Source organism: Microcoleus sp. Z1_A1, from assembly GCF_036700305.1.
GTDB lineage: Bacteria > Cyanobacteriota > Cyanobacteriia > Cyanobacteriales > Microcoleaceae > Microcoleus.
In genome coordinates, this window is sequence record NZ_JAUBOR010000005.1 from 1 (window position 1) to 23876 (window position 23876).

18 protein-coding genes are annotated in these 23876 nt (G+C 43.6%); 7 read left to right on the top strand and 11 right to left on the bottom strand.

Annotation, left to right across the window (positions count from 1 at the left end; all coding sequences use genetic code 11):
- The first annotated feature begins 719 nt into the window (after positions 1 to 719).
- The 3 genes from QT973_RS04450 (at position 720) to QT973_RS04460 (ending at position 3204) form a co-directional block, all read left to right on the top strand.
- Entirely contained in the window at positions 720 to 1037 is a 318-nt protein-coding gene (locus QT973_RS04450; RefSeq protein WP_333052356.1) for a YkvA family protein, read from the top strand.
- A 145-nt stretch (positions 1038 to 1182) separates the two neighbouring features.
- Positions 1183 to 2223, top strand: coding sequence for a UDP-3-O-(3-hydroxymyristoyl)glucosamine N-acyltransferase (gene lpxD / locus QT973_RS04455; RefSeq protein ID WP_333052358.1), 1041 nt, complete (start codon positions 1183 to 1185; stop codon positions 2221 to 2223).
- Positions 2224 to 2343: 120 nt separating this feature from the next.
- Entirely contained in the window at positions 2344 to 3204 is an 861-nt protein-coding gene (locus QT973_RS04460; protein ID WP_333052361.1) for a CPBP family glutamic-type intramembrane protease, read from the top strand.
- Positions 3205 to 3626: 422 nt separating this feature from the next.
- Here the strand turns inward: QT973_RS04460 and QT973_RS04465 are convergent, their stop codons facing one another.
- From QT973_RS04465 to QT973_RS04480, 4 genes are all read right to left on the bottom strand, one after another.
- Positions 3627 to 4085 carry a hypothetical protein gene (locus QT973_RS04465; RefSeq protein WP_333052364.1) on the bottom strand — a complete coding sequence of 153 codons (459 nt, stop codon included), beginning with the start codon at positions 4083 to 4085 and terminating at the stop codon, positions 3627 to 3629.
- 54 nt (positions 4086 to 4139) lie between these two features.
- Entirely contained in the window at positions 4140 to 4502 is a 363-nt protein-coding gene (locus QT973_RS04470; protein ID WP_333052366.1) for a hypothetical protein, read from the bottom strand.
- A gap of 84 nt (positions 4503 to 4586) precedes the next feature.
- Entirely contained in the window at positions 4587 to 4925 is a 339-nt protein-coding gene (locus QT973_RS04475) for a hypothetical protein (protein WP_333233226.1), read from the bottom strand.
- Between the two features lie 173 nt (positions 4926 to 5098).
- Complete coding sequence (locus QT973_RS04480) at positions 5099 to 5608, bottom strand: hypothetical protein (protein WP_333052369.1); 510 nt, start codon at positions 5606 to 5608, stop codon at positions 5099 to 5101.
- 694 nt (positions 5609 to 6302) lie between these two features.
- Between QT973_RS04480 and QT973_RS04485 the strand changes: the two genes are divergently transcribed.
- A complete protein-coding gene (locus QT973_RS04485; protein WP_333390722.1) occupies positions 6303 to 8285 on the top strand; it encodes an NB-ARC domain-containing protein in 1983 nt (660 codons plus the stop codon).
- Between the two features lie 105 nt (positions 8286 to 8390).
- Here the strand turns inward: QT973_RS04485 and QT973_RS04490 are convergent, their stop codons facing one another.
- Positions 8391 to 8588: a hypothetical protein gene (locus QT973_RS04490; RefSeq protein WP_333259614.1), complete on the bottom strand. Its 198-nt coding sequence runs from the start codon at positions 8586 to 8588 to the stop codon at positions 8391 to 8393.
- 263 nt (positions 8589 to 8851) lie between these two features.
- On the opposite strand from QT973_RS04490, the gene QT973_RS04495 reads away from it, so the two are divergent.
- On the top strand, positions 8852 to 10630 hold the full coding sequence (locus tag QT973_RS04495; protein ID WP_333390725.1) for an SWIM zinc finger domain-containing protein: 1779 nt from the start codon (positions 8852 to 8854) through the stop codon (positions 10628 to 10630).
- A 9-nt stretch (positions 10631 to 10639) separates the two neighbouring features.
- On the opposite strand, the gene QT973_RS04500 is transcribed toward QT973_RS04495, so the two are convergent.
- The 5 genes from QT973_RS04500 to QT973_RS04520 all read right to left on the bottom strand — a co-directional run bounded on the left by QT973_RS04500 (position 10640) and on the right by QT973_RS04520 (position 20065).
- Entirely contained in the window at positions 10640 to 15397 is a 4758-nt protein-coding gene (locus QT973_RS04500) for a CHAT domain-containing protein (RefSeq protein WP_333390728.1), read from the bottom strand.
- Positions 15398 to 15694: 297 nt separating this feature from the next.
- Positions 15695 to 16537, bottom strand: a complete 843-nt coding sequence (locus tag QT973_RS04505; RefSeq protein WP_333052380.1) for a DUF1822 family protein — start codon at positions 16535 to 16537, stop codon at positions 15695 to 15697.
- Between the two features lie 3 nt (positions 16538 to 16540).
- A complete protein-coding gene (locus QT973_RS04510) occupies positions 16541 to 17239 on the bottom strand; it encodes a hypothetical protein (protein WP_333052382.1) in 699 nt (232 codons plus the stop codon).
- 371 nt (positions 17240 to 17610) lie between these two features.
- Positions 17611 to 18915, bottom strand: a complete 1305-nt coding sequence (gene cbiE / locus QT973_RS04515) for a precorrin-6y C5,15-methyltransferase (decarboxylating) subunit CbiE (RefSeq protein WP_333052384.1) — start codon at positions 18913 to 18915, stop codon at positions 17611 to 17613.
- 409 nt (positions 18916 to 19324) lie between these two features.
- Entirely contained in the window at positions 19325 to 20065 is a 741-nt protein-coding gene (locus tag QT973_RS04520) for a DUF1868 domain-containing protein (protein WP_333052683.1), read from the bottom strand.
- A gap of 176 nt (positions 20066 to 20241) precedes the next feature.
- Between QT973_RS04520 and holA the strand changes: the two genes are divergently transcribed.
- On the top strand, positions 20242 to 21219 hold the full coding sequence (gene holA / locus QT973_RS04525; protein WP_333052388.1) for a DNA polymerase III subunit delta: 978 nt from the start codon (positions 20242 to 20244) through the stop codon (positions 21217 to 21219).
- 229 nt (positions 21220 to 21448) lie between these two features.
- Positions 21449 to 22438 (top strand): hypothetical protein, encoded by a 990-nt coding sequence (locus QT973_RS04530; RefSeq protein ID WP_333052389.1) that lies wholly within the window; start codon positions 21449 to 21451, stop codon positions 22436 to 22438.
- A 299-nt stretch (positions 22439 to 22737) separates the two neighbouring features.
- Here the strand turns inward: QT973_RS04530 and QT973_RS04535 are convergent, their stop codons facing one another.
- On the bottom strand, positions 22738 to 23772 hold the full coding sequence (locus QT973_RS04535; protein WP_333052393.1) for a histidine kinase: 1035 nt from the start codon (positions 23770 to 23772) through the stop codon (positions 22738 to 22740).
- Between the last annotated feature and the right edge of the window lie 104 nt (positions 23773 to 23876).

Consider the following 23876-nt stretch of genomic DNA (forward strand, 5'->3'; position numbering starts at 1 on the left):
CTTGGTCTATCAGCCATTTGACCATCTATCATAACGGTGGTTCAGACACATTTTTGCTTTCGCTACGCATATGTTCTTGCTCGACAGCTACTCCATTTGGCTAAGAGTCTTTCTGCCTTTTATCCCCGCTTTATCCTGTTAGTTGCTACCTAACAAAATAGGGGATATGCTTTTACCGCTGCACCTGCGGACTGGGACTTGACTTAACGTCTCACCCAGAAGTGTAATCAGTTATCACTAACTCGCAGCGGAGTCAGGCTAACCGTCCCTGGATAGGAGAACCTATCCATTTAGGCTAAACGAATCGCACATCGGACATGATATAATAGATGAAGATGCTTTTAAACAGCAGATAAACACAGATAAATTCCATCGGCTTTTATCAGTCAGGTTTCTGTAGGGGCGTTGTCACGAGTCCCCGCCCTTCCCACACAGCTTGACCGAAAGCATCCAGGATACAAGCCCCCGCATTCATCCGTCCAGAAATAAAAAACCTGTATCCGATAAAGGAGCCCCCGAATTTATCTCGCGCAAGTCAATGCTTCAATTCTAAAATCTAAAATCTAAAATCTAAAATCTAAAATCGATTGACACCTTCTCCCGCCCCAATTCCCTATACTCCCAGGTAGAAGTCTCTTGCCAACCCTAGGGGGGATATCTCCACAAGCATTTCGAGCGAGAATTTGTCAAGATTGAAAATATAAGTAGAGGACAACCCCATGAGCTTTTCTATACAATCTGTTTACAACTGGTATCGCGACACCCTCCGCAACCCCAAGTACCGCTGGTGGATTATTCTGGGAACCCTGGCATATCTGGTAAGCCCGATCGACATAGCCCCAGACTTTCTCCCCGTCATCGGACAAATTGACGACGTGGCAATTGCAGTCTTGCTGATTTCCGAAGTGTCGCAAATGGCGATCGACTACTTTAAATCCCGCCAAACAGAGACAGCTTCAGCATCCGAAGCCACCGGTGCCCCTTATTCTGAAGCCAAAGGCAGCACCGTTGACGTAGATGCAGTTTCTGTAAAATAATTTTTCCAAAAATAATCGATCGCTACAACCCCGACTTCTTCAAGAAACCGGGGTTTTTGTTTTTTAAATGGCAACTGCTCAGATCGTGCTCCAAAGCTGGTAATTTTAACTATGATCCATCTGTGCTAACAACAAATTTTTATAGATGAAGTTTAGCTACATAGTACGAAGACTTAATTTAGCCACCAGTCGCACCCTCACAGCGTCGGTTGCTACCGATCCGGAAATTACTGGCCCTGCCCCAGTTGATGAAGCTCCATCGGGTACAATCAGTTATATAGAAGGTGCTAAATTTGCCGTTCATACAGCCACTACAAATGCTTCGGCTTTAATTTTACCCTTAGATGAAAGCCTCCAAGCTCAATGTGACGATCGCAACATTGCTTGGATTGCCGCGGCAGATCCGCGATTGTTATTTGCTGAAACGATCGCCATTTTCTATCAACCGTTTCGCCCAGCATCCGAAATTCATCCCTCAGCCGTCGTTCACCCCTCAGCAGAAATTGGTGAAAATGTCTATATCGGCCCCCACGTCGTTATTCAAGCAAAAGTCAAAATTGGCAGCAACGTTTGCATTCATCCAAATGTTGTAATTTACCCAGATGCGGAAATAGGCGCAGGCACTGTTTTACACGCTAATTGTGTCATTCACGAACGTACTCGCATCGGGGCAAATTGCGTGATTCACAGCGGTGCGGCGATCGGTTCCGAAGGTTTTGGGTTCGTGCCGACAGCCACAGGATGGGTGAAAATGGAGCAGTCTGGCTGCACTGTATTAGAAGAGGGCGTTGAGGTTGGCTGCAACAGCACGATCGATAGGCCCGCTGTCGGAGAAACCCGCATCGGCCAAAATACAAAAATCGACAATTTAGTACAGGTAGGTCATGGCTGTCAAGTCGGGAAAAATTGCGCGTTTGCCGCTCACGTTGGCATGGCTGGCGGAGTAAAAATTGGCAACAATGTAATTTTGGCAGGTCAAGTAGGAATTGCTAATCAAGCCAAAATCGGAGATGGGGCGATCGCCACTGCTAAAGCCGGAATTCACAGCGACGTGCCCGCAGGTGCGATCGTGACGGGTGTTCCAGCAATTCCCCACAAACTATTTCTGAAAGCCGCAGCCGTCTACAACCGCTTGCCGGAAATGTACCAATCTTTGAGGCAAATTCAGCGCAAGCTCGATCGGTAGTCAATTGGCAGTTGGCAGTAGTCAGTTGGCAGTTGGCAGTAGTCATTAGTCATTAGTCATTAGTCATTAGTTAACAGTTAACAGTCAACAGCCAACAGTATTATAGTTGCAACCTATTAAATGTGGAATAGTATAAACAACCTGCAATTGATGTCGCCGTCAATACCAGCAATTGTCAAAATAATCTTCTTTTTCTCGACTTGGATGGTTGTGTGGCTTCCCGCAGCGATTGTGCTGGCGATCGCCCTTAAATGGCATCCGCCCCAACCCTTGGGAAACAAAAAACTACCTTTACTAGCTTCCCTCTACGTGATTGTCCCCTTCATTTTATGGGCGACAAGTTGGATCGAAAATACATCTTTTGTTAACTGGGGTTGGGATTGGCAACCCGCAACTTTGATGTCATTAATGCGGGGATTAGGATTAGGAATAATCAGCTTAGTAATTTTATTCGGCCTGCAATTAACCGCAGGCTGGATCGAGCTAAAAAAAAGCGAAACTTCCACCGAAACAGGCGAAAAAATTAATTTGTGGACTTTAATTTTTACCCCTGCTAGTCTGCTGACTCTGTTATTAGCACTGTGGATTAGCGCCACAGAAGAGTTAATCTTTCGCGGCTGCTTGCAAACAATCCTCCAGCAAGATTACTCAATGCTAATCGCAGCAGCGATCGCCAGTTTCATTTTCGCGATCGCCCATCTAATTTGGGCCGCCAAAGAAACTCTACCGCAACTGCCCGGATTGTGGCTGATGGGGATGGTTTTAACATTAGCCCGCATCGCCGACAATGGCAGTTTAGGATTGGCGATCGGCATTCACGCAGCTTGGATTTGGGGTATAACTACCGTAGATACAGAAGGCGCAATTAAACCTACTTCTACCGTACCAGAATGGATTACAGGAATAGCAGCAAAACCCCTAGCCGGTGCAGCCGGAATTCTGCTACTGCTAGCAACAGCAGCCGTAGTTTTGTTAATTTAAATAAGACTTACCCTAAAAAATCCGGTTTCTTATAAAAGATTGGCTCTCCTGGATTTGTGGTAGAAATGATAGTATAGCAATCCTAAATCCTGTGTGAATTTCTTACTCTCTCCCCTTACCAAGGGGAGGGTTGGGGTGGGGTTAAAAAATTTATGACTCCTGCAAGGATTGCTATATAAGCGTCTTCCTCATCCGGGATATGGGGCCCGCACCACGAGCATTTTTATTTTGCTGAGCACCATAAACTCAGGAGATTTGGATTATGAGATCAATTCCGGTTGCACTCCTCATAATAGTTGACTGTTGACTGTTAACTGTTAACTCTGGATCGCAAAACTCAATGATGCTTGAGTGTTGAATGTTGACTCGATTTTACGCCCGACGATCAAGCGCGGATTTGATATGATATCTACTCTCTTGAATCAAATATTCAAAGGACGCGATGGCGGTGGTGGCATTGGCGGTTTAGCGATCGCCAGAGACTTAGAATAGCGAGCCTCTAAAACACCAGTTCTAAACTGAGCCACTTTTTCTCCCTTCCTGTGAAATACTATCACATTAACCCGACTACTGTAAATAGTGAGATAGCGCTGTTTGACAATGAAGGCAAGAATAATAAAGACAACACCGATAAAAATACTGAGAGTCGGAATTCCTACCCAAAACAGCCACCAAGTACAACCCTCTCCTGTTTCAATCGCTCTAACATCCTCAATCGGAATAAACACCTCTTTTGTTTCTAATCCAAAAAAAGATTCCGAGCTGATTTGTAACATTTCGCCGGCCAATTTAACCGTAATTGTGCCATTACTTTGAACTGGGACAATCCCCACAATTTGACCAGGTGTACCGCTGATTTGGATGAGTTGATTAGATTTCATATTTATTGTCTATTGGCGGTTCGGAAAAGCTATTAGATCGCCTCCTTTTAGGATTTAGCACGTCCGAAAAATTGTATAACAACAACCTCGACCTATTTGTTGACTCAAACTTGCTCTACCTATCGCCACAAGTACCACTAAAACCTCCTGCGTATAATAGGAAAGCTGATGCCCATAGCTGTAAGGTAAATCTAACTTTCTGGCAACAGGTTTTAAGACATCTGCTGCTTCATCTTTATTAACTTGATGTCCCTTGAGTTGATTGTACAAATACTCCACTACTTCACAAGTAATGTTTTTTGTAAATACGATTGTAGGTCTTTGAGCCTTAATCACATCTACTCGATAGTTTGAGCCTTCACGGTAGACGAGGTGGCAGTTGCGTAATCTAACCTCTCCAATCAATTCGCTCTCCATCTGTTCCTCCTATTTGATTCTCTAAGCAATTAGCAGCGATCTATCTTGGGCAATTTACAAATAAAATTGCTCATCTTATATTTACTAAGACCCAAACTCTTCTCCAAGTCTCCGCCTCAAATCTCCAGATATGGGTAATTGGCGGATTTCTTTGCAAATTGCAGCAGGAGATTCTCCATTTTGAATGCGCTGCCTGTAAATTCCAATTAACAGCGCTTCAAGACCGTACTTAGATAACATTTCTGTCGCTAAACCGATGATGCCCAGCAAAGCAATGCCACCGAACATTCCTGCTGGCCCACCTAACATTGCCAAAGCCGTCGTAATCGCGGCCGCTCCTGCAAAACCTGTAGTTGCCATCACAATTATAAGTAAAATTACAGGCAATCCTAGTCCAGCAGCTTTCCTAACAAACTCGTCCATAATGTCGCTCCTAGTCTGTATATAGAGGAATTAAAAATCAGAGATTTTTGTTTTTTTGCCTTAACTTCCCTTTAACAAAAGCCTTCAATGAAACAAGCCCAAAAATTTATTTACTCATTTCATGAATTTTTACTAATTTATTGAAGTATTTGGTAGGTGTTTAAGTTTGGTCTCTAGTCTCTTACCTCCTTCCACTCCAAAAACTTGATAGACAAATCATTGTTACTACGATCGCCTAGTTGAAGAGCATTATCCATAATTCTCCTGAATTCATAACCCTGATTGGGGGTTAATACACCGCCAAGCCCAACAGTCAAAAATTCGACTACAGCTCCGTCTCGTTTATCGATAAATTGGACGCTGATAGACTGAACTTTAGCCGTCTTACTTTGCTTGTTGGTCAACCGCCCTACAAGAAATCGCTGAGTTCCTGTATTTTCCATCGCTAATCCAGTTAACTCCAGTCCATTCACAAGCTGAACCCTAAAAGGGTCTGGCTTCCGCGGGTTTTCAGGTGGTTTGGGAAATCGACAAAGCCGATCGAGAGATTCATACTGTTTTCTTTCAGAATTCAACTGAAAACACCCCGGATATTCTTGGGCGATCGCCCTCGGAAACAGATTGAAAACAGACAGAAGCGCGATCGTCGGTAAAGCGGTTATCAACTTGACGCACCTAAACATGGCCTTTTACTCTCCAATCAGCAACGATGCTCGTAAGTTGTTTTAGTCCAGCAGTTTTCACAGGTAAATCTGGTTTCGACCTCCACTGATTAACCAGGGTCAAACCCAAAAATTATGCAAAGCTGAGGGGGAAACTGTATTCAGGTTCGCTGAACTCAGAAAGCTCTCCGGCTGTACCGACTTTCTGAAACATCCACCGCGCCTAACTGAGATTAATGTATCAAACATAGTTCTAGCTTGTCAAGCTAATGCTCACTAAAATCTCATTAAATGAGAAAAACTACTCAAAAGTCGATTTCACAAGGCTCTAGCCCCTCTAACGACAACTTAAACAAGCTCTAAACCTTTACAAATAAAGTATCCCGACCTAAAAATGGCTCCAAATTTCAGCCGATCGCCCCTCAATTATTCTGTTGTCTATCTCCTTTACCTACTTCTAAATGAGAAAAAAGCCCATATAATCAAGTTACAGCCCAGAAGTCTTAGCTTGCCCCACCCCTCAGTTCTTCTGTTGTCTATCTCGTTTATCGCGTGATAAGTGAGAAAAAAGCCCATATAATCAAGTTACAGCCCAGAAACCTCTGTTTCTACTGCCAAAATTCCTGTGTTCGCTGATTTCGCGCGATCGCCCCGTCCTTTCCCAGCTATCTTTGAGTAGAACCGCCCGCTTTGTAATACCTGTATTCAACGTAGTATGAAACTTCCCGAAGATTTTTTAATAACTTTAGCCACTAAAGTTGGCATTTCTGAAAACGAATTTGAAGTCTTATCAAGAGCAATCAAAGGCGAATCCATGTCTGATATTTCCGACCAGCTTCGCGTTCGCAAAGATGCCTTACAAAAACGCCTGGGAGAAGTGTATAAAAAATTTGAAGTTCAAGGTGCTGGGCCTGGAAAATTAGCCAAACTCCAGCAAATTCTCGTAACTGAATACCAGAAACAAGTTTCCACTAACCGTCACGATGCCACAAGCGACCGCGAAGTTGCTCCAACCGTAGAGAATACCCGCTTTCAAGACACAACTATCCCTCAATTCTCACCGCGTATTGATTGGGGAGAAGTCCCAGCTAAAGAACCTTTTTACGGACGCAATTCCGAAATAGAAACTCTCCAAAAATGGATAGTAACAAACCGTTGTCGAGTAGTCACAATTTGTGGCATGGGAGGGATTGGCAAAACAGCATTAGCTACCCAAACTCTACAACAAATTCAAGGGGAATTTCAAACCATAATATGGCGAAATCTCGCCACCTCTGCCCCCCTTGAAAAACTCTTGCCAGAGCTATTGCAATTCCTATCTCATCATTCACAAATCGACCTTCCCAAACCCAGCAACTCACTTATCTCCCAATTAATAGAATATTTGCGTTTAACCCGCTGTTTATTAGTTTTCGATGAAGTCGAAACTATCCTCGAAAGCGGAAAGGTACTAGGACAATACCGCCCAGGATACGAAAGTTACCGGGAACTCTTCCAACAAATAGCACAAACCCCTCACCAAAGTTGCCTGCTTCTCATCAGTTGGACTCCCCCTATAGAAATCGATAATTTAGCAGAAAAAACCTTACATTGTCGAGCTTTAGAACTGAGTGAGTTACCAGAAAAGGATGCCAAACAAATCATTTTATCCGCCCCCCAAGTTTCTACTTCAGAGAGTAATTTACTATCAGAACTCATTTATCTATATGGTGGCAATCCCCTCCTTTTAAAAATAGCCGTCACTCACGCTCAAGATATGTTAGCGGGCAATTTAGCACAACTCATCAAAAAAACTCCCTCGGTTATTGAGGGGATTGTCCGAGATTTTTTTGAGCATCACTTTCAGGGTTTTTCTGAATTAGAATTAAAAGTGTTGTCTTGCTTGGCAAGCAATAAACCCGCCACCCTTAGCGAGTTGCAATCCAGTCTACTATTTGCTGAAGACTTATCAGAATTGAAACTGGCTGTAGAAATTCTCATCGATCGCTCGCTGCTGCAAGCCCTCACCGACTCCGGGGAAGAACGCCTGACAGTCACCCCGCAGGCTAGGCTATTTATCACCCATCAATTAATTGCTAAATACCTGAATCAAATTGGTTACAATAAATACTTAGAGAGTGAGTTACAGACGGCAAAATGTTATTTAACACAAACCCTTCGCTACAATCCAGAACTGCCAGCAGCTAACTACAATTTAGGGTCAACCTACGAAAAACTCGAAGATTTGTCCAACGCTCGCCAGCACTACAAAAAAGCAGCAGAATATAAAAACAGTCGCGCTGCCGGTGCTGCTGTCAATAATTTAGCTCGATTGGAAATTCTCAGCGAAAATTTTGACGTAGCGGTAGAACTAATTCTCTCCATTTTGCCACAAGTTAATGACAAAATGGTGCAAGTCACGCTCCACAAAAATCTGGGATGGGCTTATCTAGGACTGCAACTTTACAGTGACGCCGAGACTCACCTAAAAAAAGCAATTGAATTAGATAAATTCTATACTGTAGCACACTGCTTGCTAGCACAAGTTCTCGAAGCAAAAGGGGATACAACAGCCGCTCTTTCTTGCTGGCAAAAATGCCTGAATTGCTCTGCCCCAAGCCAACAACAAGAAGGTATGGCGTGGAAACTTCCAGAATTAAGTATTTGGAAGAGCTTTGCCCGCGAGAGGCTCAGTGCTTCGGGTCGAGAACCTAATTAATTAAATTACTGTAGCGTGCGTCAGCAGTTCTCATTTTTTCGCTCCTAATTCACCATTTAACTAGCTGACGCACCCTACTGAACGATCGCTAACAATTAAAGTTATTTAGTTCGGAGGAACTATCGGATCGTCCTCTCCAGAACTGCATTTTGTTCTGCGCTCAGCTTGGGCAATTTCCATCAAGGGGTAACTACCAACGGCTGATACTAAACTTGCCTCTACATTGGCAATAATTTCTCCCGCAGCATTGGGAACCCCCATTACTAATAATGTCAGGGGGGTAGATGAAACTATAGGTATCACAGCTCGTTTCTCCGTCAAAGAAAGGGATAAGGGAGAAGCTAGTTGGCCAACTGCGCTCTATTATTAACCAGGGGGTAGGGAGACAATTATGCAAAATTTTCAGAATAAATTTCCCCTCATCAAGCTGCAAAGCTTCTCAGTGCTTGCTTTACGGATTATTAAATTTTCTGTAAATCTTACATTGAGAGGCAATTAAATCCTAGGCAGAGTACATCTCTGAGGTAAAATCAAGTCTAATCCTTTAATTGCTGAGGCATAGTCTCATGCCAATTCCCAAACTTAGTGAAGCGACGATCCAGCATAATACCTCTGCGGCCTCCCTCAAGCGCGGTGAAACTTACTATTTAGCGGGTAATGTTACTAGCGCTGTCCTGCGTGGCAATATTGTGCAAGCAATAGTGGAGGGTTCTGCTGTGCAACCTTACCATATTACGATAAACTTTGATGACGCTAATGTGGCATCATCAAATTGCACTTGTGCTTACGATCGCGTTGGGTGGTGTAAACATATTGTTGCTACCATGTTATTATGTCTGCGACAACCACAAATAATTGAGCAGCGCCCCACACTGGAACAGTTACTCGATCGCCTCAACGATATACAAACCCAGCAATTAATACAACATTTAGTAGAAAAGCAACCCTCACTCATTGATCCGATCGAACGATACGTTAACTTAATTGCTATTCCTACGCCTCCACAGCCACCTACTAAAGCACCCCGTCGTACCTCCATTAATCCTGCTCCTTTTCGACAACAAGTACGACAAATTTTGCGAAATGCTGTGCGTTATTTCGACGAGGGATGGGGGGAAGAAGACCCCATTACAGAAGAAGTTTTAGATGTGATTCAGCAAGCACAGGAATTGATTGCAGAGGGAGATGGTAACAACGCCTTAGTAATTTTACAAGCCATCACCGAAGCTTGCGTTAAAGATTGGGATGACGTAGAAGAATATGGCGCTGAAAGTTCTGATATAGCTAACGCTTTGGATGAAGCTTGGACAGAAGCCATTTTAACGGCTGAACTAACTGCTGAAGAAGAGATCGATCTCCAGGTGATGTTAAAAGCTTGGCAAGATGAATGGGATTGCGATTTCAGCATGAGCTTGAAAGCTTTACGCCAAGGTTGGGATGACCCCCTAATTCAAGAGGTACTTCAAGGAAATATTACGGGGCAAGAAATAGGAGCTAATGAGGCACCAGAATGTGCTAAAAGCTTAGCATTAATTCGCTTGCAAATCCTCGATCGCCAGGAACGCTATCAAGAATACTTATACTTAGCGCAAGCAGAAAACTGCTCTCAACAATACTTGACGATGTTAAGTCGTTTGGGGAGAGTAGAGGAAGCAGTGAAAGCTGCCGCTACTCAGATGAACTCAGCGGAAGATGCTTTTGCTCTCGCTCAAAGTTTACAAGCACAGCAAGCCCAAGCTGAAGCTCTAAAAATTGCTCAAACTGGGTTGAATTTGTCAGGCAATTGCCTTTATAAACTAGCAATTTGGACGAGTGAGTTGGCTGTTGAGTTGGGAGAAAACGAAGTTGCATTAAATTCTAGAATGCGCGTCTTTGAAATCAAACCATCCTTTGCCGATTATCTTTTAGTGAAGGAGTTTGCAGGAAACAGTTGGTCAACTGTGAAAGCAAATTTGTTAGCAACTCTGAAAAGTGATAGAAGTTGGGGAGTTTCTGAAGCACAGGTTGATATTTTTCTCTATGAGGGGCTTATTGAAGATGCGATCGCTGTTGCTGATGGTTTGAGTGGCTACGAATCGGCACTGGTTCACCGAGTAATGGGGGCTGCGATCGCCCACCGCCCCGATTGGACGATCGCCAATGCTTGTCGGCTTGCTGAATCGATTATGGATCGGGGAAAATCAGAGGACTACGATCGTGCAATTAAGTGGTTGGAAAAAGCCCGCGCTGCCTATTTACAAATGGGGCAAAATCTTCAGTGGTGTGCTTATCGTTCTCAACTTATGCAAATACACCATCGGAAGCGGAAGTTAATGGGAATGCTGAAGAGTCCAGATTTAGATTGAGGCTGAAGTTTACCGTAAACCGGAACAAGTGAAAGCAGCCCAATAAAAAGGGTCAGCAAAAGGGAAATCTAAGCAACTAATTATTTCCAGTCGTTCCAAAGTTTTGTAATTGCGTGTTGCTGTTTCAGCCCGCTTTTCTTCCTCTTGTAGCCATTGCAGATAGTCGGGGGAACCTTCTGGATAGGAATTACGCTGGTTTTCTGCAAACTGGCGATCGCCCTCCGCCTCTTCAAATTTGCGTTCTAATAAATCAGCAAGTTGGGGAGAATAGCAAGCGACAAATTCTGATCCAGAGAGCGATCGCAAATTTATTTGTGCTTGCTGCAATGCTTTTGGGCGGCTACTTCCTTGCTGCCGAAGTTTGTGATAAAAAATTGAAAATAAGGCTGTTGCTAAATCATCTACAGCCCACAGCGTACTCACAACACTCCGAGCCCCCGCACATAAAAAGCCCGTCGATAATGTCAAAATATCATCAGTAATTTCCGTAGTTCCTAACCCTGTTTCACAACAGGATAAAAACACATCAACTAAATGAGGAAGCCGCCAGCCCGGTGTCATTAACTGCCCCAAAGTAATGCTACCATCTGCCAATTGCAGTCGGGATTCTAACGGATTATCAAGGCGAGATTGAGCATGATGGCTAGAGATAATTCCCTGGACTTGTAAAGAAAGTTGCCGATAGTTGCTGACCGTTGCTTGGCTACGTCCTCGTAAGTGTTGTTCATGGCGAATATTATACAGTTTGGCAATTTGTTCACCCTCAAAACTTGCACAGGGTAAATCTTCCGTTGCATCTTCCACAATACCATACATTAGTCGATCGTTGACAGGTGGACGTTTGTGGCAAAATTCTAAAACTTGACAACTAGGACTGTAACGAATTAGAAATTTATCTCCTAAATATTGACCATTTTCTAAGGGTAAAGCAGCAAAAGGAATTTGGTGTAGGCAAAGGTGAGGAACAATAATCAGTTCCTCGATATTATTAAGGTACTGACGAATCAGGTTATCGATTTGCAGACGGCGGGAAAGTTTCGCTAAAAACTGCGGAATTCGATTTCTCCACTTAGCTTTACATTGTAATTGCTCTTGGGCTGATTTACTTGAATCGCCAGAATCCAAGTAGGGTTTTAGCCAACCTTCATGAATCCATTTTTGTAAGTTGTTTCCTCGTTTTCTGGTTGTTTTGTACAAATTTAGTTCGGCTTGTCGCAAAACAAATATATATGTATCTTCATCAGTAGTGTAAAAATTAAGTATAGCTGTAGTAGGGCGATCGATGAGTTCTTGAATCGCGGTTAAATTAGGGGGAATGACTTGAATTTCGCCCGCTAAAACCGGATCTAAACGTCTTAGTTGTTCCCAAATTTGTTGTTTTTCACTTTCTAAACCTTGGATATTTTCACTAATGGCTTCTAAAGCTGCTCGATTGCGTGTACAATCCATATCAATTAGATCCTTAGCTCTAACTGCAATTAACTTCTGCTTTTTACTTGATTTATTTAAACCGGAACGTTCGCAATCTATCTGTCGTTGAATTCCTTCAAATTCTGCTAAATATTCTTCTACTTCAGAAGGTATATCTCCATGAGAGTAAAGGTCATTACTGGCAATTAAATCTACTAAGCGACGAGAGCGGGAACGTTCTACATATTCAAAAGCTTGTGGAAAATTTTTCGTATTAACTAATGCTTGTACAATATGTTCATAAAGATATATATCTTCTCCTAAAATTTCTTGGCGGCGTCGATCGGTATTAGCCCAAACTCGCAATTGTTCTAAAGCTTCAATAGCAAGACAATACCCTTCAATGGCTTCTCTCCATAGTCCTAATTTGAAGGCAATTTGGCCTAAAATTTGTCCCGAAATCAGACAAAGTTTGGGGAAAGCTTGAGGAGTTCTAACTTTTAATGCTAACTTAAAGTATTGCATTGCTTCGGTAAACTCTTCTAAATTGTGGTAGAGATAACCTAAATTATTGTGTACAGTTGCCCAATTTTCAGGAAAATCTTTGAGAGTATAAACTTCTAAAGCAGCTTGGTAATAGTCCCTCGCCAGTTTTATATTTTCGTCAAAACTTCCTTGAGTGCGATCGCTATAAGCATTACCTAAGTTTAATTGCACCATAGCCCAATCTTCAGGAAAATCTTTTTGAGTATAAACTTCCAAAGCTGACTTATAGTAAAAAATAGCCATTTCTAAATTTTCAACTTCATTTTCAATAGTGCGACTCCTATAGGCATTTCCTAAATTATTTTGCATCATTGCCCAATTTTCAGGGTTAATTTGACGGGTGTTTACTTGCAAAGCCATTTGATAGTAATTAATGGCTATTTCTAAGTTATTCTCCTCATCTCCTAGCCGACGTTCGCTATAAGCACTACCAATATTATTTTGCAGCATTGCCCACTGTTCAGGGAAATCTGAACGAGTATATATTAGTAAAGCATTTTCATAACATTTGATAGCACTTTCTAAACTTTGTAAGGAATCTCCATAAATTCGTTCACTATGAGCAACTCCTAAATGCTGTTGTGTTTCCGCCCACTGTTCGGGATAATTTTCAGAATTACGAACTTGCAAAGCATTATTAAAAGCTTCGATTGCTAATTCTATATTTTCTAGACGGCTACCATATTTGCGATTGAGGTAAGCAATCCCTACATTATTTTGAATCATCGACCATTGTTTACGATTAAATGCTTTTTGATAAGATTCAACACAGGTCAGATAAAGTACAATAGCTTCTTCTACATTTTCAACTTGATTTCCTTGAGCATTTCTTAAATAAAAAGTTCCTAAGTTATTTTTGAGCAAACCCCAAATTTCAGGAAATTGAGTAGAACAGCAAGCATCTAAAGCAATTTTATAATAGCTGAGAGCTTTCTCAAGGTTATCAAGTTGCTCTCCTTTAACTCTATTTTGATAGCCATACCCTAAATTATTCTGAATTTTCAACCAATTTTCTAAAGAAGTCTCTGGATCGTAAATAGTTAAGGCATTTTGAGAAGCAGCAATTGAAGCTTCAATATTTTCGGAAAGGTCTCCTTTTAGTCTCTCTAAATAAGCAACTGCTAAGTTAAGTTGTATCAGTCCCCACACTTCTGTAAAAGTCTCAGAATTATACACTTGTAATCCTAATTCATAATATGCAATTGCCCGTTCCAAGTTATCGGAATACTTCCCGGTTGTAGAAAGATAATAGGAAAATCCTAAATTATTTTGAGTGTTCGCCCAATTGTCGGGATAGTCCTCACGATTATAAACTTGTAAAGTAGCCTCTATCAAACTCCTACCTAATTCTATATTCTGTTCTTGACTTCCCTTGAATCTGCTGAGATATGTCGCCCCTAAATCATTATGAATAAACGCCCATAATTCAGGAAACTCTTCTTTCTTACAAATTTGTAGAGCAGTTTGATAACACTCAATCGCTTTCTCAAGATTATCAGCACGATTTTCTATTTTTTGACGGTAAGCATCTCCCATACAAAATTGAATCGTACTCGATTGTTCGGGGAAATCTTCAGCACTATAAACAGTTAAAGCTGCTTGATAACACTCAATTGCTTTTTGGAAATTGTCGTCTCGATTCTCTTCAATTGTAATATAAGCATTACCTAAGCTCTCTTGAGTTTCTGCCCAATGTAGGGGAAAATCAGTATAAGTACGGACTTGTAAGGCATTTTTAAAAGCGGCGATCGCCCTTTCAATGTTATCTAATTTTTCCCCTTGAATACGATGATAATAAGCTAAACCCAAATTATTTTGAATTCTTGCCCAATCTGTAGGATTATCCTCTTTTGGATAAACAGCCAAAGCAGCATGATAATATTTAATTCCTAGTTCTATATTTTCAGATTCATCTCCCTTAACACGGTGGAGATAAGCCAAACCTAAATCATGCTGAATTTCCGCCCATTTTAAGGGAGACTCTTGACAATTGCACACTTTTAATGCTAATTTAAAAGCAGCGATAGCCCTCTCCACATTTTCTTCTAAATCACCTTCATCTCTGTCAAAATAAACTAAACCTAAGCGATGTTGAATTACACTCCATAATTCCGGTTCATCGGTATCATTACAACATTGTAAAGCTAATTCATAACACTCAATTGCCCTTTCTAAATTCCTGCTACGGTTCCCAGCAAGGCGATTTTGATAAGCAAACCCCAAATGGTTTTGAGTAATCAACCAATCCTCCTGGTAATCTTCCCGATTGAGCGCAGTCGCTACTTGTTGATATCCCGCGATCGCAATTTCAATATTGTTTACACAATCGCCCAGAGTAAATTCTTGAATAAGACTACTAAAAGTGCCAATTACAGTGGCTATATCGTAAGCTTCTTCAGACTCTAATTTCATTAAAACATCAGTTGCCCAACTTCGCAAAAACCAATCAAAATTATCATCTAATTTATCTAAATTTTTCTCTAAAATAGGATACACAACTTCTGCATCTCCTTCACTTGCTTCGATTGCTGCCAAAACTTCTAGGAAAAAATTTAATAACTCTTCAGAATTAGCTAATTCCGACCTAATTTGAATTAAGTCTTTTATCTTCGCCACCGCACTCCGCAGCCACTCATATCCCTCTTCATTTTCCTCAACTAATAACTCGTCTGCTACCTCCTCTATCACCTCTAATAAACCTTCATTAAGGATGTCTGAATAGTCATCCAAAATATCTCGTTCTTCACCTTCTGGACAGGTACGTAGCATTTCAATTAGGTGACGATAAGCAGAGTTTAGCTGTTCTTTCATGTTACCTTTTTTGGGTTAATATCAGTTTTGGCTTCATATCAATTCCGGTTGCACTCAGACATGATATATAGGAGACGGCAGTCCCGTTTCCCTACCCGGATTAATTTTCGGGACACGGGGCACTGCGCCGTGTCTAAAGCTGTGGGTAATATTAATTCCGATGGTAGGGGATTTGATATCACAGGAGTGCAAGTATCTGTATCGTTACAAATATATAGGCAAGCGAGCATGATACTCGCATTCCTAAAAAACGCTTTTTACAAAATGGGGATGTTCTCACTTTGTTGAAAAAAATATTTAATTTTTTGTTTCAACATCCCAAATCCCTGCTAATTTATTTAGCATTTTTTGGGCTAATTGTTGGATGTGGAAATCTGCGAAGATAACTTTTTCTTCTCGACCAATTTCTCCAATAAAAGCCTGTTTTTCAGCAGAAGACTCAACTATTTGATGATAAGGATTAATAGGAAGACTAGCGACTAATACATCTGCTCCTGCATACCGCCATTTAATGGGTTTAGTAGTTCGGTAAATGCGCTCTAATTGAGCCATAATTTCGGTAAAATTTTGTGTTTCTAAGAGTTGTCGCACTTCTACGGCTACTGGATCGTCACTTCTCAAAAACTGATTTCCTAATTCCAGACGATAGAGATGATCGATCAGATCATCTAAGTTTTGGAGTTGGGCAATCTGGATCTGGCTTGGCAATGCAGAATTATCCAGTGATGGGGTAAATCCTAGCAGTTTTCCTGAGTCTAATTTTTCCCCAAATTCCACTATTACATAGCCGATTCTGTCTTCTATGGCTGCTGGTGGAACTACGATCGCACTTTCTCCAAACCAAACCGGGCGGCATTCTAATTTACCCATCCCTGGTAACACTAAATCAGCAATATCCCACTGGGCACGGACGACTGGATGCCAACTATCGCCTTGAATTAAATCGGGTTCGTAGGCTTGCCATTTGAGGTAACTATAGACAACATAAACTGCTAAAGTATTCACATAAACTCGTTTGGCAGCCTCATGCTTTGTCAATTCAGGAGCGAGTTGCAGAGTTTCGGCAGCAAATTTTCGAGCGGTGCGGTGAGCATCAGTACCTAGTGGAACTGTCAATAGCGTTGGGTTTGTGCTTTGCATAATTTAATCTTCTCTTGTGTATCCTAGCTCTAATGCGATCGCTTGGAGCAAGGGGCGACAGTTCCTTTCCCAGTGTGATTTTAGAGTTTGGTAGTTGATGTTAAATTCTTTGGCGATCGCAGTAAACTTGTCAGGCGTGGTTTTAAACAGCACCTTTAATGTGATCACTTGACAGTTACACTCTGGATGATTTTTAGGATGACAGGAGCGAAATTTCCCATCGGGGTCTTCTTGGACGTATTGTTCTAGCTGTTGAATAATATTCTGATAATTTTCTTGCTCTAAAAGTGCGATATAGCCATCCAAACCACTGCGGGTAGGAGGGGAAAAACTTGTTTCTGAAAGCACATCCAGCAACGCGGTTGTAGTATCTGAGCCTCCTATGAGGGCATCTAAACTGTAGGTGGGCGGTTGAGAAGGTAAATTCAAATCCTTAATGCGCCACTCTAGGTAACTATTTATCCATTGTCGCAGTCGTCTTGACACATTCGGATCGCTAAGCTTGAAGTTCGAGCAAATGCTTTTGTTCACCCATACCCAGGTTTTATTTAAGGCGTCTAAATAATCGGGATGTGCAGATCGCAGTAGTCCGGGAAGTTCCTGCAGTTCGGCGAGCAATCGGTTCATCGCTTTGCGCCTTTGGGAGCTGTTTTGGGGATACTCGCATACCTCCTCAATTAGTTGGCGCAGCAGTTGATCCATAGGTGTTAAATTAATTATTTGAGTTCTAAAATCATTGTTGCACCGCTTGGAGATTCTCCGCTAACCAAAGGATGCTCTGTGTTCTGCGTAGACCCAAAAGTTAGAGTTAGATCGTGTCCGATCGATAAACCATAATATCCCGGTCGGGGCGGGTTTTTGAGATTGTCCATTATTGGCAGGTATTGTTGGTGAACCCGCCCTTACAAAAATCCCGATCGCTCGACCGGACAGGATATTATATCAATTGCGGTTTTCACTCCTCATGACTGTTAATTGTTGATTCGGGGTCGCAAAACTGAATGATGGTTGAGTGTTGAATGTTGACTCGATTGTACGCCCGACGATGAAGCGCGAATATCACAGATTTCAGATTAATTCAAGTGTCGATCGATCGTCACAATCGAAACAGGCCGCAACGCATCAAAACGAGTTGAATTCCCCCCAGCCACAGAACGCGATAACTGCACTTGCACGATTCGGTAACTCCAGTGCGGTTCCCGACGCACCCGATCGCCAATCCAGCTCAAAACAGTAGCAATATCCTCAAAAGCATCCAAAGCCAGCACGATCGAGCCTCCAGGAAGCAGCCGCAGCGCGCAAACGCCCAAAATTTTAGTCAACCCTCCGCCACTACCGCCAATAAAGATCCGGTGCGGAGGACGCAAGCGGTGCAAGATTTCCGGGGCAGTTCCGTGAATCGAGAACACATTTTGCAGCCCAAAACGGCCATAGTTGAACTCGATCGCAGAAGTACCAGAAACCGTTTTTTCGATCGCATACACCTCAGACTGCGGGAATAAACGAGCAATCTCGATCGACACAGAACCGTTACCAGCACCCACATCCCAGACAACTTGTCCCGGTTGCAAAGCCAATTGTGCCAAAACCAACACCCGCACTTCCCGTTCAACCGTCAAACCCGGCTTATCTCCACAACCGATAAAAGCTGCATCCGGTATTCCCAACAAAGGCAACTTTTCCAAATCCAAAGGTTCCGTCCCCGGCGGGGGTTCCCGCAGCATCACCACCACGCTCAGCGGTGCAAAAGACTCTCCCAGCAAAGCTTCCAGAGACTTGGGGCTTACCCGTTCCTCGGCAGCCCCCAAATTTTCGCAAACCCAAAACTTGTAGCGTGTCGGCAAATCTAGAGCTTTCACCAAACTTGCCAGTAAAGCCGGAGTATGAGCTTCGTCCGCCAGCACCGCAATCTTCTCCACACCGAGCTTCAGCTTCGCCGTCAGCTCCTCAAAATAGCGTCCTTGAGAGCCTACACAATGAGCATCTTGCCAAGGGATTTGCAAGCGGTTAAAAGCCAACTGCACAGAACTGACATGGGGGTGAAACGTCAATTTTTCTGCCGGCAATTGGGAAATTAACAACTTTCCCCAGCCGTAGAACAGCGGGTCGCCGGCCACTAAAATTACGATCGGTCGATCGCGGGGTTCCACCGTCCCCGCAGAGGGCTCTAATTCGGCTTGGGTCGCCCACCAGCGCCGAATTTCCAGAATTGCTTCGGTCAAATCTTCCAACGCCCAGCGCTCTCCGTCGTGCTGGGGAAAATAGCTCAAATGGCGCTCGCTCCCTATTAGCAGAGCGGCCATTTCTACAACCTGCCGCGCCGATTCGCTCAGCCCAGCAGCTCCATCTAAACCTATACCAACAACGTTTACTGTCACTTTTTAAGCAAAAAGTAAAAAACCAGAATTACTGATTTTTCCTGGTTTTTCATAAATTGTTTCCTTGACTTTAATGTCAAACAAAAATAATTAAAGCATTTAGGATCGTCAATTAAATAATTTCCCTTTTTTCTTGTGGGATGGGCCTAAGAGCCCGTCCTTTCTGGGCGGGCTCTTAGGCCCATCCCACAACAGTCATGAAAAGTGGATTTTATTTAATTCTGATCCCTTAATAGCCAATATCCTGACTATTGTCACAGGGGAGAGGGGGAGAGGGGGCGAAAGAGTGGGAGATGGGAAGAGTGGGAGATGGGTAGAGTGGGAGATGGGAAAAAATCTTCCTTCTTCCTTCTTCCCTCTTCCTTCTTCCTTCTTCCCTCTTCCTTCTTCCCTCTTCCTTCTTCCTTCGTTAAAACTCAAAAACAGGCCATTCCGGTTGCCGGAGATAGGTGGTCATGTCGTCAAACTTCCGCAGTTCCACTCGGTGTACGGACAGTTCTTGGGGCGTGTCCAGCCATTGCTCGTTTAACTCTGACAGCAAAGCGCACAAGCGATCGCGGTCAAGGTTCGGCCCGACATCCCCAAAATAAGCCAGAGTAATGTGTGCCGTAAAATGATATTGCTGTTCGATTCCCAAAGCCATTAAATCGGGATTTTGATAGATCGATCGGCGAAACTCCAGAATTTGCTTGTAAGAGTTTTCGTCCGTCGGTGCCAAACAAACACCCACAGCTCTAGTCATCACCATCAACCCCAGCACTATCCAGCGAATGGGAGCGCCGCCCGCCAAGGGTTTGCAGGCGGCAAAACGATCGGCCATGCGCGAGCGCAGTTGCTCCTCAAATTCGGGATTTTTATCAGAGGCATCTCGAAAAGCGCTGCTCCAGATCAAATCGGCTACGGTTAAATGGAAGGTATCAGGAGGCAGTGCCACGAGCGAACCCTCCGCTATTTCCTGCAATAGCCGTTGTTGGCTCGAGTGCAAATTACTATAAAATGCAGCATTTTCCGCATCTTCCCCCGCAGGGGGCGTAATCACCGAATAACCTGGAAAAGGTACAGGATCTCTGCGGCCAGTTTCGTCGGGCTTAAATTTTGGAGATTCCTGAATGTGTTCCACCTGGGACTTGTAGGAGTCCAGCAGCGTCATTCGCGCCACCCGATTTACGTAAGCTTGATAAGTATCATCCAATCTTGATTTCCTCGCGGTGACAAACTCCCACACCAAATTTTATATTATGGTGCGGGCTTCCAACAGTCCTATTCAGGATATGTTGGACTTGCGGAACGTGCAACTGTGATTTTTTGGGCTACTGAGCGTTCTTTATGCAAATTTACCTGTTTTGGGGGGAAGACGACTTTGCGATGGCCCAGGCTGTGACCAGTTTGCGCCAAACAGTCCTCGACCCCAACTGGGCTAGTTTTAACTATGACAAGATTATTGCCGATCGGGCCGACGCTGTGGTCGAAGGGCTCGATCGAGCCTTAACGCCGCCCTTCGGTACCGGCAGCCGTTTTGTCTGGCTGGCAAATACGACTGTAACGCAGCAGTGCTCTCCTGAACTGTTAGCGCAATTTGAACGGACACTGCCGGTGATTCCCCCTACCACCGTGCTGCTGCTGACATCCGTCAAAAAACCCGACAGCCGGCTCAAATCTACCAAGTTACTGAAAGAGTCCGCCGAATTTCGAGAATTTTCACCGATTCCGCCTTGGAATGACAAAGAATTAGCCCAGCGGGTGCGTCAAGTCGCAGGCGAAATGAACGTAAAATTGACCGCCACGGCGATCGAACTTTTGGCCGAATCCATTGGCAGCGATACTAGACAGCTATACAGCGAACTCGAAAAATTGCTGCTGTTTGCGGGCAACCGCAGCCAACCTCTGAACCCGGAAGAAGTTGCGGCACTGGTACACTGTCACGCCCAGAATACCTTCCAGCTAGCCGATGCGATTCGCGAGGGCAATACCTCCGCCGCTTTGGATTTATTGGCAGGCTTAACTGGCCGCAGCGAGCCTGGTTTGAGGATTGTGGCTGGCTTGACTGGTAAGTTTCGGATTTGGCTGTGGGTAAAGGCGATGATCCAAGCGGGCGATCGCGATGATAAAATTGCTCAAGCTCTAGAACTAGGCAATCCGAAACGAGTATACTATTTTCGTCAAGAAGTCAAGAACGCCAGCTTAGAAAAACTGCAAAAAAGTTTGCCCTTGCTGCTAGACTTAGAAGCTTCTTTAAAGCGGGGCCGGGAAGAAATCTCAACCCTGCAAACCAAAGTTATAGAACTTTCTAGCTTGTTTCGCTGATGCGCGACAGGGCACAGAATTGGCCCCTTACTGTAAATTTTTACAACAAATTTCGATAGTGGCTATGTGCTTGATGCCCGATCGCAGGCCAAAAGGTCAATAGATACTAGAAATACTCTCAGAATGCCAAAGTAGAAGTTAATGTGGTAAATAAATATTGTCCGCCGAATGCCGATCGGTTAATATTATTTGCCGGCTCTCCACCCCCCCAAAAAAAAGAGCGCTACCCATGACACAACACAACCCGCGGGAACTGCTCAAGCAAGGCGATCCAAAAGCGATCGCATCTAGCATCAACCGTACACTCAAACCCAAAGGCATCAACGCCGATGTGACGCGGGACAACGGCTGCCTCCACATAATTCTGGAGGCAGACAAAGTACCGGATCAAATGGTATTGGTCGATTTCATCCGCACCGGCATGACGAAGCTGGGACTCGAATCAATTCACACTGTAAAGGTTTACGGGCGTCGAACAGGTGACGGTGAGCCTGCGTGGGAAGATGAAATTGATCTGATGCCTGCAAATTCAATGCCTTACCCCTTGGATAGTGGAATGCCTGACGACTCTGTAGGTTTAAATGATGTCGAGCCCGAAGAGGAAGACTATTATCAAGAAGGAGAATTCGATCGAGATGACGACGAGGAAGACGAAGACGAAGACGAAGAGCAAGCCCCGCCTCCGAAAAAACAATTTCCCAAATGGGTAATACCTGTGGGTATCTTAGTACCTCTGGTGGCGATCGCAGGGCTTTTCTTTACTAAAACTTTCCCCTTCGGCGACTCTAACCCAGAACCGATAGCCCCCGAAGCTGCTTCCCCCTCCCCCCAACCCTCATCTCCCCCTTCTAAAGCCGCTGCATCCTCGACCGCCACATCTCCGGGCACCCCACAGGCAGCCTCCCCTGCACCAAAACCCGCTCCCACTGCTACAGCGCCAGCAAGCCCAGCTCCAGCCTCACCTGCACCAAAAGCCGCCGCGCCTAAGCCTGACTCTTGGAGGGAAGCCGTTAACACAGCTCAGAAGGCAGCAATTTCGGCCCAGACGGCTCAGTCTCAAAATGAGTGGATCGCAGTAGCAAGCCAGTGGCAACAAGCGGTTAAGCTCATGAGAGCCGTACCGTCAACCAGCCCTAACTATCAAAAGGCTCAGCAAAAAGCGGCAGAATATCAGGCTAACCTGATTGTTGCCAACCGCAGGGCAGCAGCAGCGCCTTAAGAGTTTTGAGTTTTGAGTTGAATACTCGATGTGCTAAAAGTCAAAAGTCAAAAGCCAAAAGTAAAAAAACTTGTTTTTACTGAAAGCTTTCTTACTTTTGACTTTTTTCAATTTTATTAAAATTTCATTTAACTTTACCTATTGCTCTGACGGCGTGACAACCCCGTCAGCCTGGTTGCTAAGGATCGCGAATTAAATAACTTACAATTTTAATTGTTATTGTGGGATGGGCTCTTAGGCCCATCCCACTTTCAAGAGTGGAAGTTATTTAATTCTCATTCCTAAACACAGAGCTTAGTTTAAATTTGTTCTTCCCCTTGATTAAAACGCTGAATTCCTTGATTTTTATCTACGCGCACAATAGCATCTTTGGGAATATTGAGGATGCCTGTAAATGAATTTTGGCTTACTTTGAAAGCTTCTTCCTTATTTTTGTAGTCGGCAAGTTCGCGCTGTAAATTGTCAATTGTCTCTTGAAACCGAGCGGCTTGTCTGAGCATTTCTTGTTCTGAAAAGTCCAGCAATTGAATCAGATTAGCCACCTGATATTCAAGTAATTGGGTTTCGGCAATATTGTTATTAGTAACAAAAAATTTAGAAATTCCTGAATAGTCAAAAACACTTTTTTTTTCGGGCATAGATAATGCGGTTTTGACACTAAGTGCCAAATCTTTAAACATTTCAGCCGTGCTTTGGGGAATTTTAACTTTGAGGAACATCACTACCGCAAACACACTTCCTGACGGCAGAAGTCCCCCAAATGCCAAGACAGACTTGACGTGGTAGGGGATAATTAAAGAATTTTGCTCAGGAATAAAGGGGCTGCCTTTTGCCTCTGATACGTGAAAAATATTTAATACTGCGGGTTCTAATTGCAGGAACCTTTCTCGCTCTATTCCGAGGAATGTAGGAATGTCTAAACCAAACTGCCGGATTATTTCCGAAATCGCCGGCATTTGAGCCACTAATTTTGTGCTAACTAATGGAATAGCTGTATTGTCTGCTGCGGTGTGCCGAGAATTCCACTGCGGTTCTGTGCCTGCGGCTGCTAGCAGAGTCCAACATTTCATGTCGGCGGCGGGGGAATTGCCCTTCATCAAGCGGCGCGCGGATTGTTGCAATGAGTCTTCTAACTCCCCGTAGGGATGAGTTTTGAACAAACGCACTAAAGCACAGGTATTTTCTCCAGTTTGCGAATCGCAAAAATGTCGGTAAATATAGTTAACAATCTTCTGGCTGCTGGCTTCCATACTAGCAGTATTTCTACCGAACTGGCGCAGGACTAAGCTGCATTTCGCCATGTCTTGCGGGGTAAATAAGGTAATATCGTACATTAAAAAATGCTCTCCAAGAGCTCAAACACTGTATTTCATTTATCGTTAAGGCCGCTAAGCCATCCGGAATCCTACTGAGAGTTTTGAACAACGTGTTATATCAA

Bases quoted from the DNA above. Each gene is read 5' to 3' on its own strand.
- QT973_RS04450 (WP_333052356.1), top strand. From the start codon at position 720: ATGAGCTTTTCTATACAATCTGTTTACAACTGGTATCGCGACACCCTC.
- QT973_RS04460 (WP_333052361.1), top strand. From the start codon at position 2,344: ATGTGGAATAGTATAAACAACCTGCAATTGATGTCGCCGTCAATACCA.
- QT973_RS04480 (WP_333052369.1), bottom strand. From the start codon at position 5,608: ATGTTTAGGTGCGTCAAGTTGATAACCGCTTTACCGACGATCGCGCTT.
- QT973_RS04465 (WP_333052364.1), bottom strand. From the start codon at position 4,085: ATGAAATCTAATCAACTCATCCAAATCAGCGGTACACCTGGTCAAATT.
- holA (WP_333052388.1), top strand. From the start codon at position 20,242: ATGCAAATTTACCTGTTTTGGGGGGAAGACGACTTTGCGATGGCCCAG.
- QT973_RS04535 (WP_333052393.1), bottom strand. From the start codon at position 23,772: ATGTACGATATTACCTTATTTACCCCGCAAGACATGGCGAAATGCAGC.
- QT973_RS04495 (WP_333390725.1), top strand. From the start codon at position 8,852: ATGCCAATTCCCAAACTTAGTGAAGCGACGATCCAGCATAATACCTCT.
- QT973_RS04520 (WP_333052683.1), bottom strand. From the start codon at position 20,065: ATGACGCTGCTGGACTCCTACAAGTCCCAGGTGGAACACATTCAGGAA.
- QT973_RS04510 (WP_333052382.1), bottom strand. From the start codon at position 17,239: ATGGATCAACTGCTGCGCCAACTAATTGAGGAGGTATGCGAGTATCCC.
- QT973_RS04470 (WP_333052366.1), bottom strand. From the start codon at position 4,502: ATGGAGAGCGAATTGATTGGAGAGGTTAGATTACGCAACTGCCACCTC.
- QT973_RS04475 (WP_333233226.1), bottom strand. From the start codon at position 4,925: ATGGACGAGTTTGTTAGGAAAGCTGCTGGACTAGGATTGCCTGTAATT.
- QT973_RS04505 (WP_333052380.1), bottom strand. From the start codon at position 16,537: ATGCAAAGCACAAACCCAACGCTATTGACAGTTCCACTAGGTACTGAT.
- QT973_RS04485 (WP_333390722.1), top strand. From the start codon at position 6,303: ATGAAACTTCCCGAAGATTTTTTAATAACTTTAGCCACTAAAGTTGGC.
- lpxD (WP_333052358.1), top strand. From the start codon at position 1,183: ATGAAGTTTAGCTACATAGTACGAAGACTTAATTTAGCCACCAGTCGC.
- QT973_RS04530 (WP_333052389.1), top strand. From the start codon at position 21,449: ATGACACAACACAACCCGCGGGAACTGCTCAAGCAAGGCGATCCAAAA.
- QT973_RS04500 (WP_333390728.1), bottom strand. From the start codon at position 15,397: ATGAAAGAACAGCTAAACTCTGCTTATCGTCACCTAATTGAAATGCTA.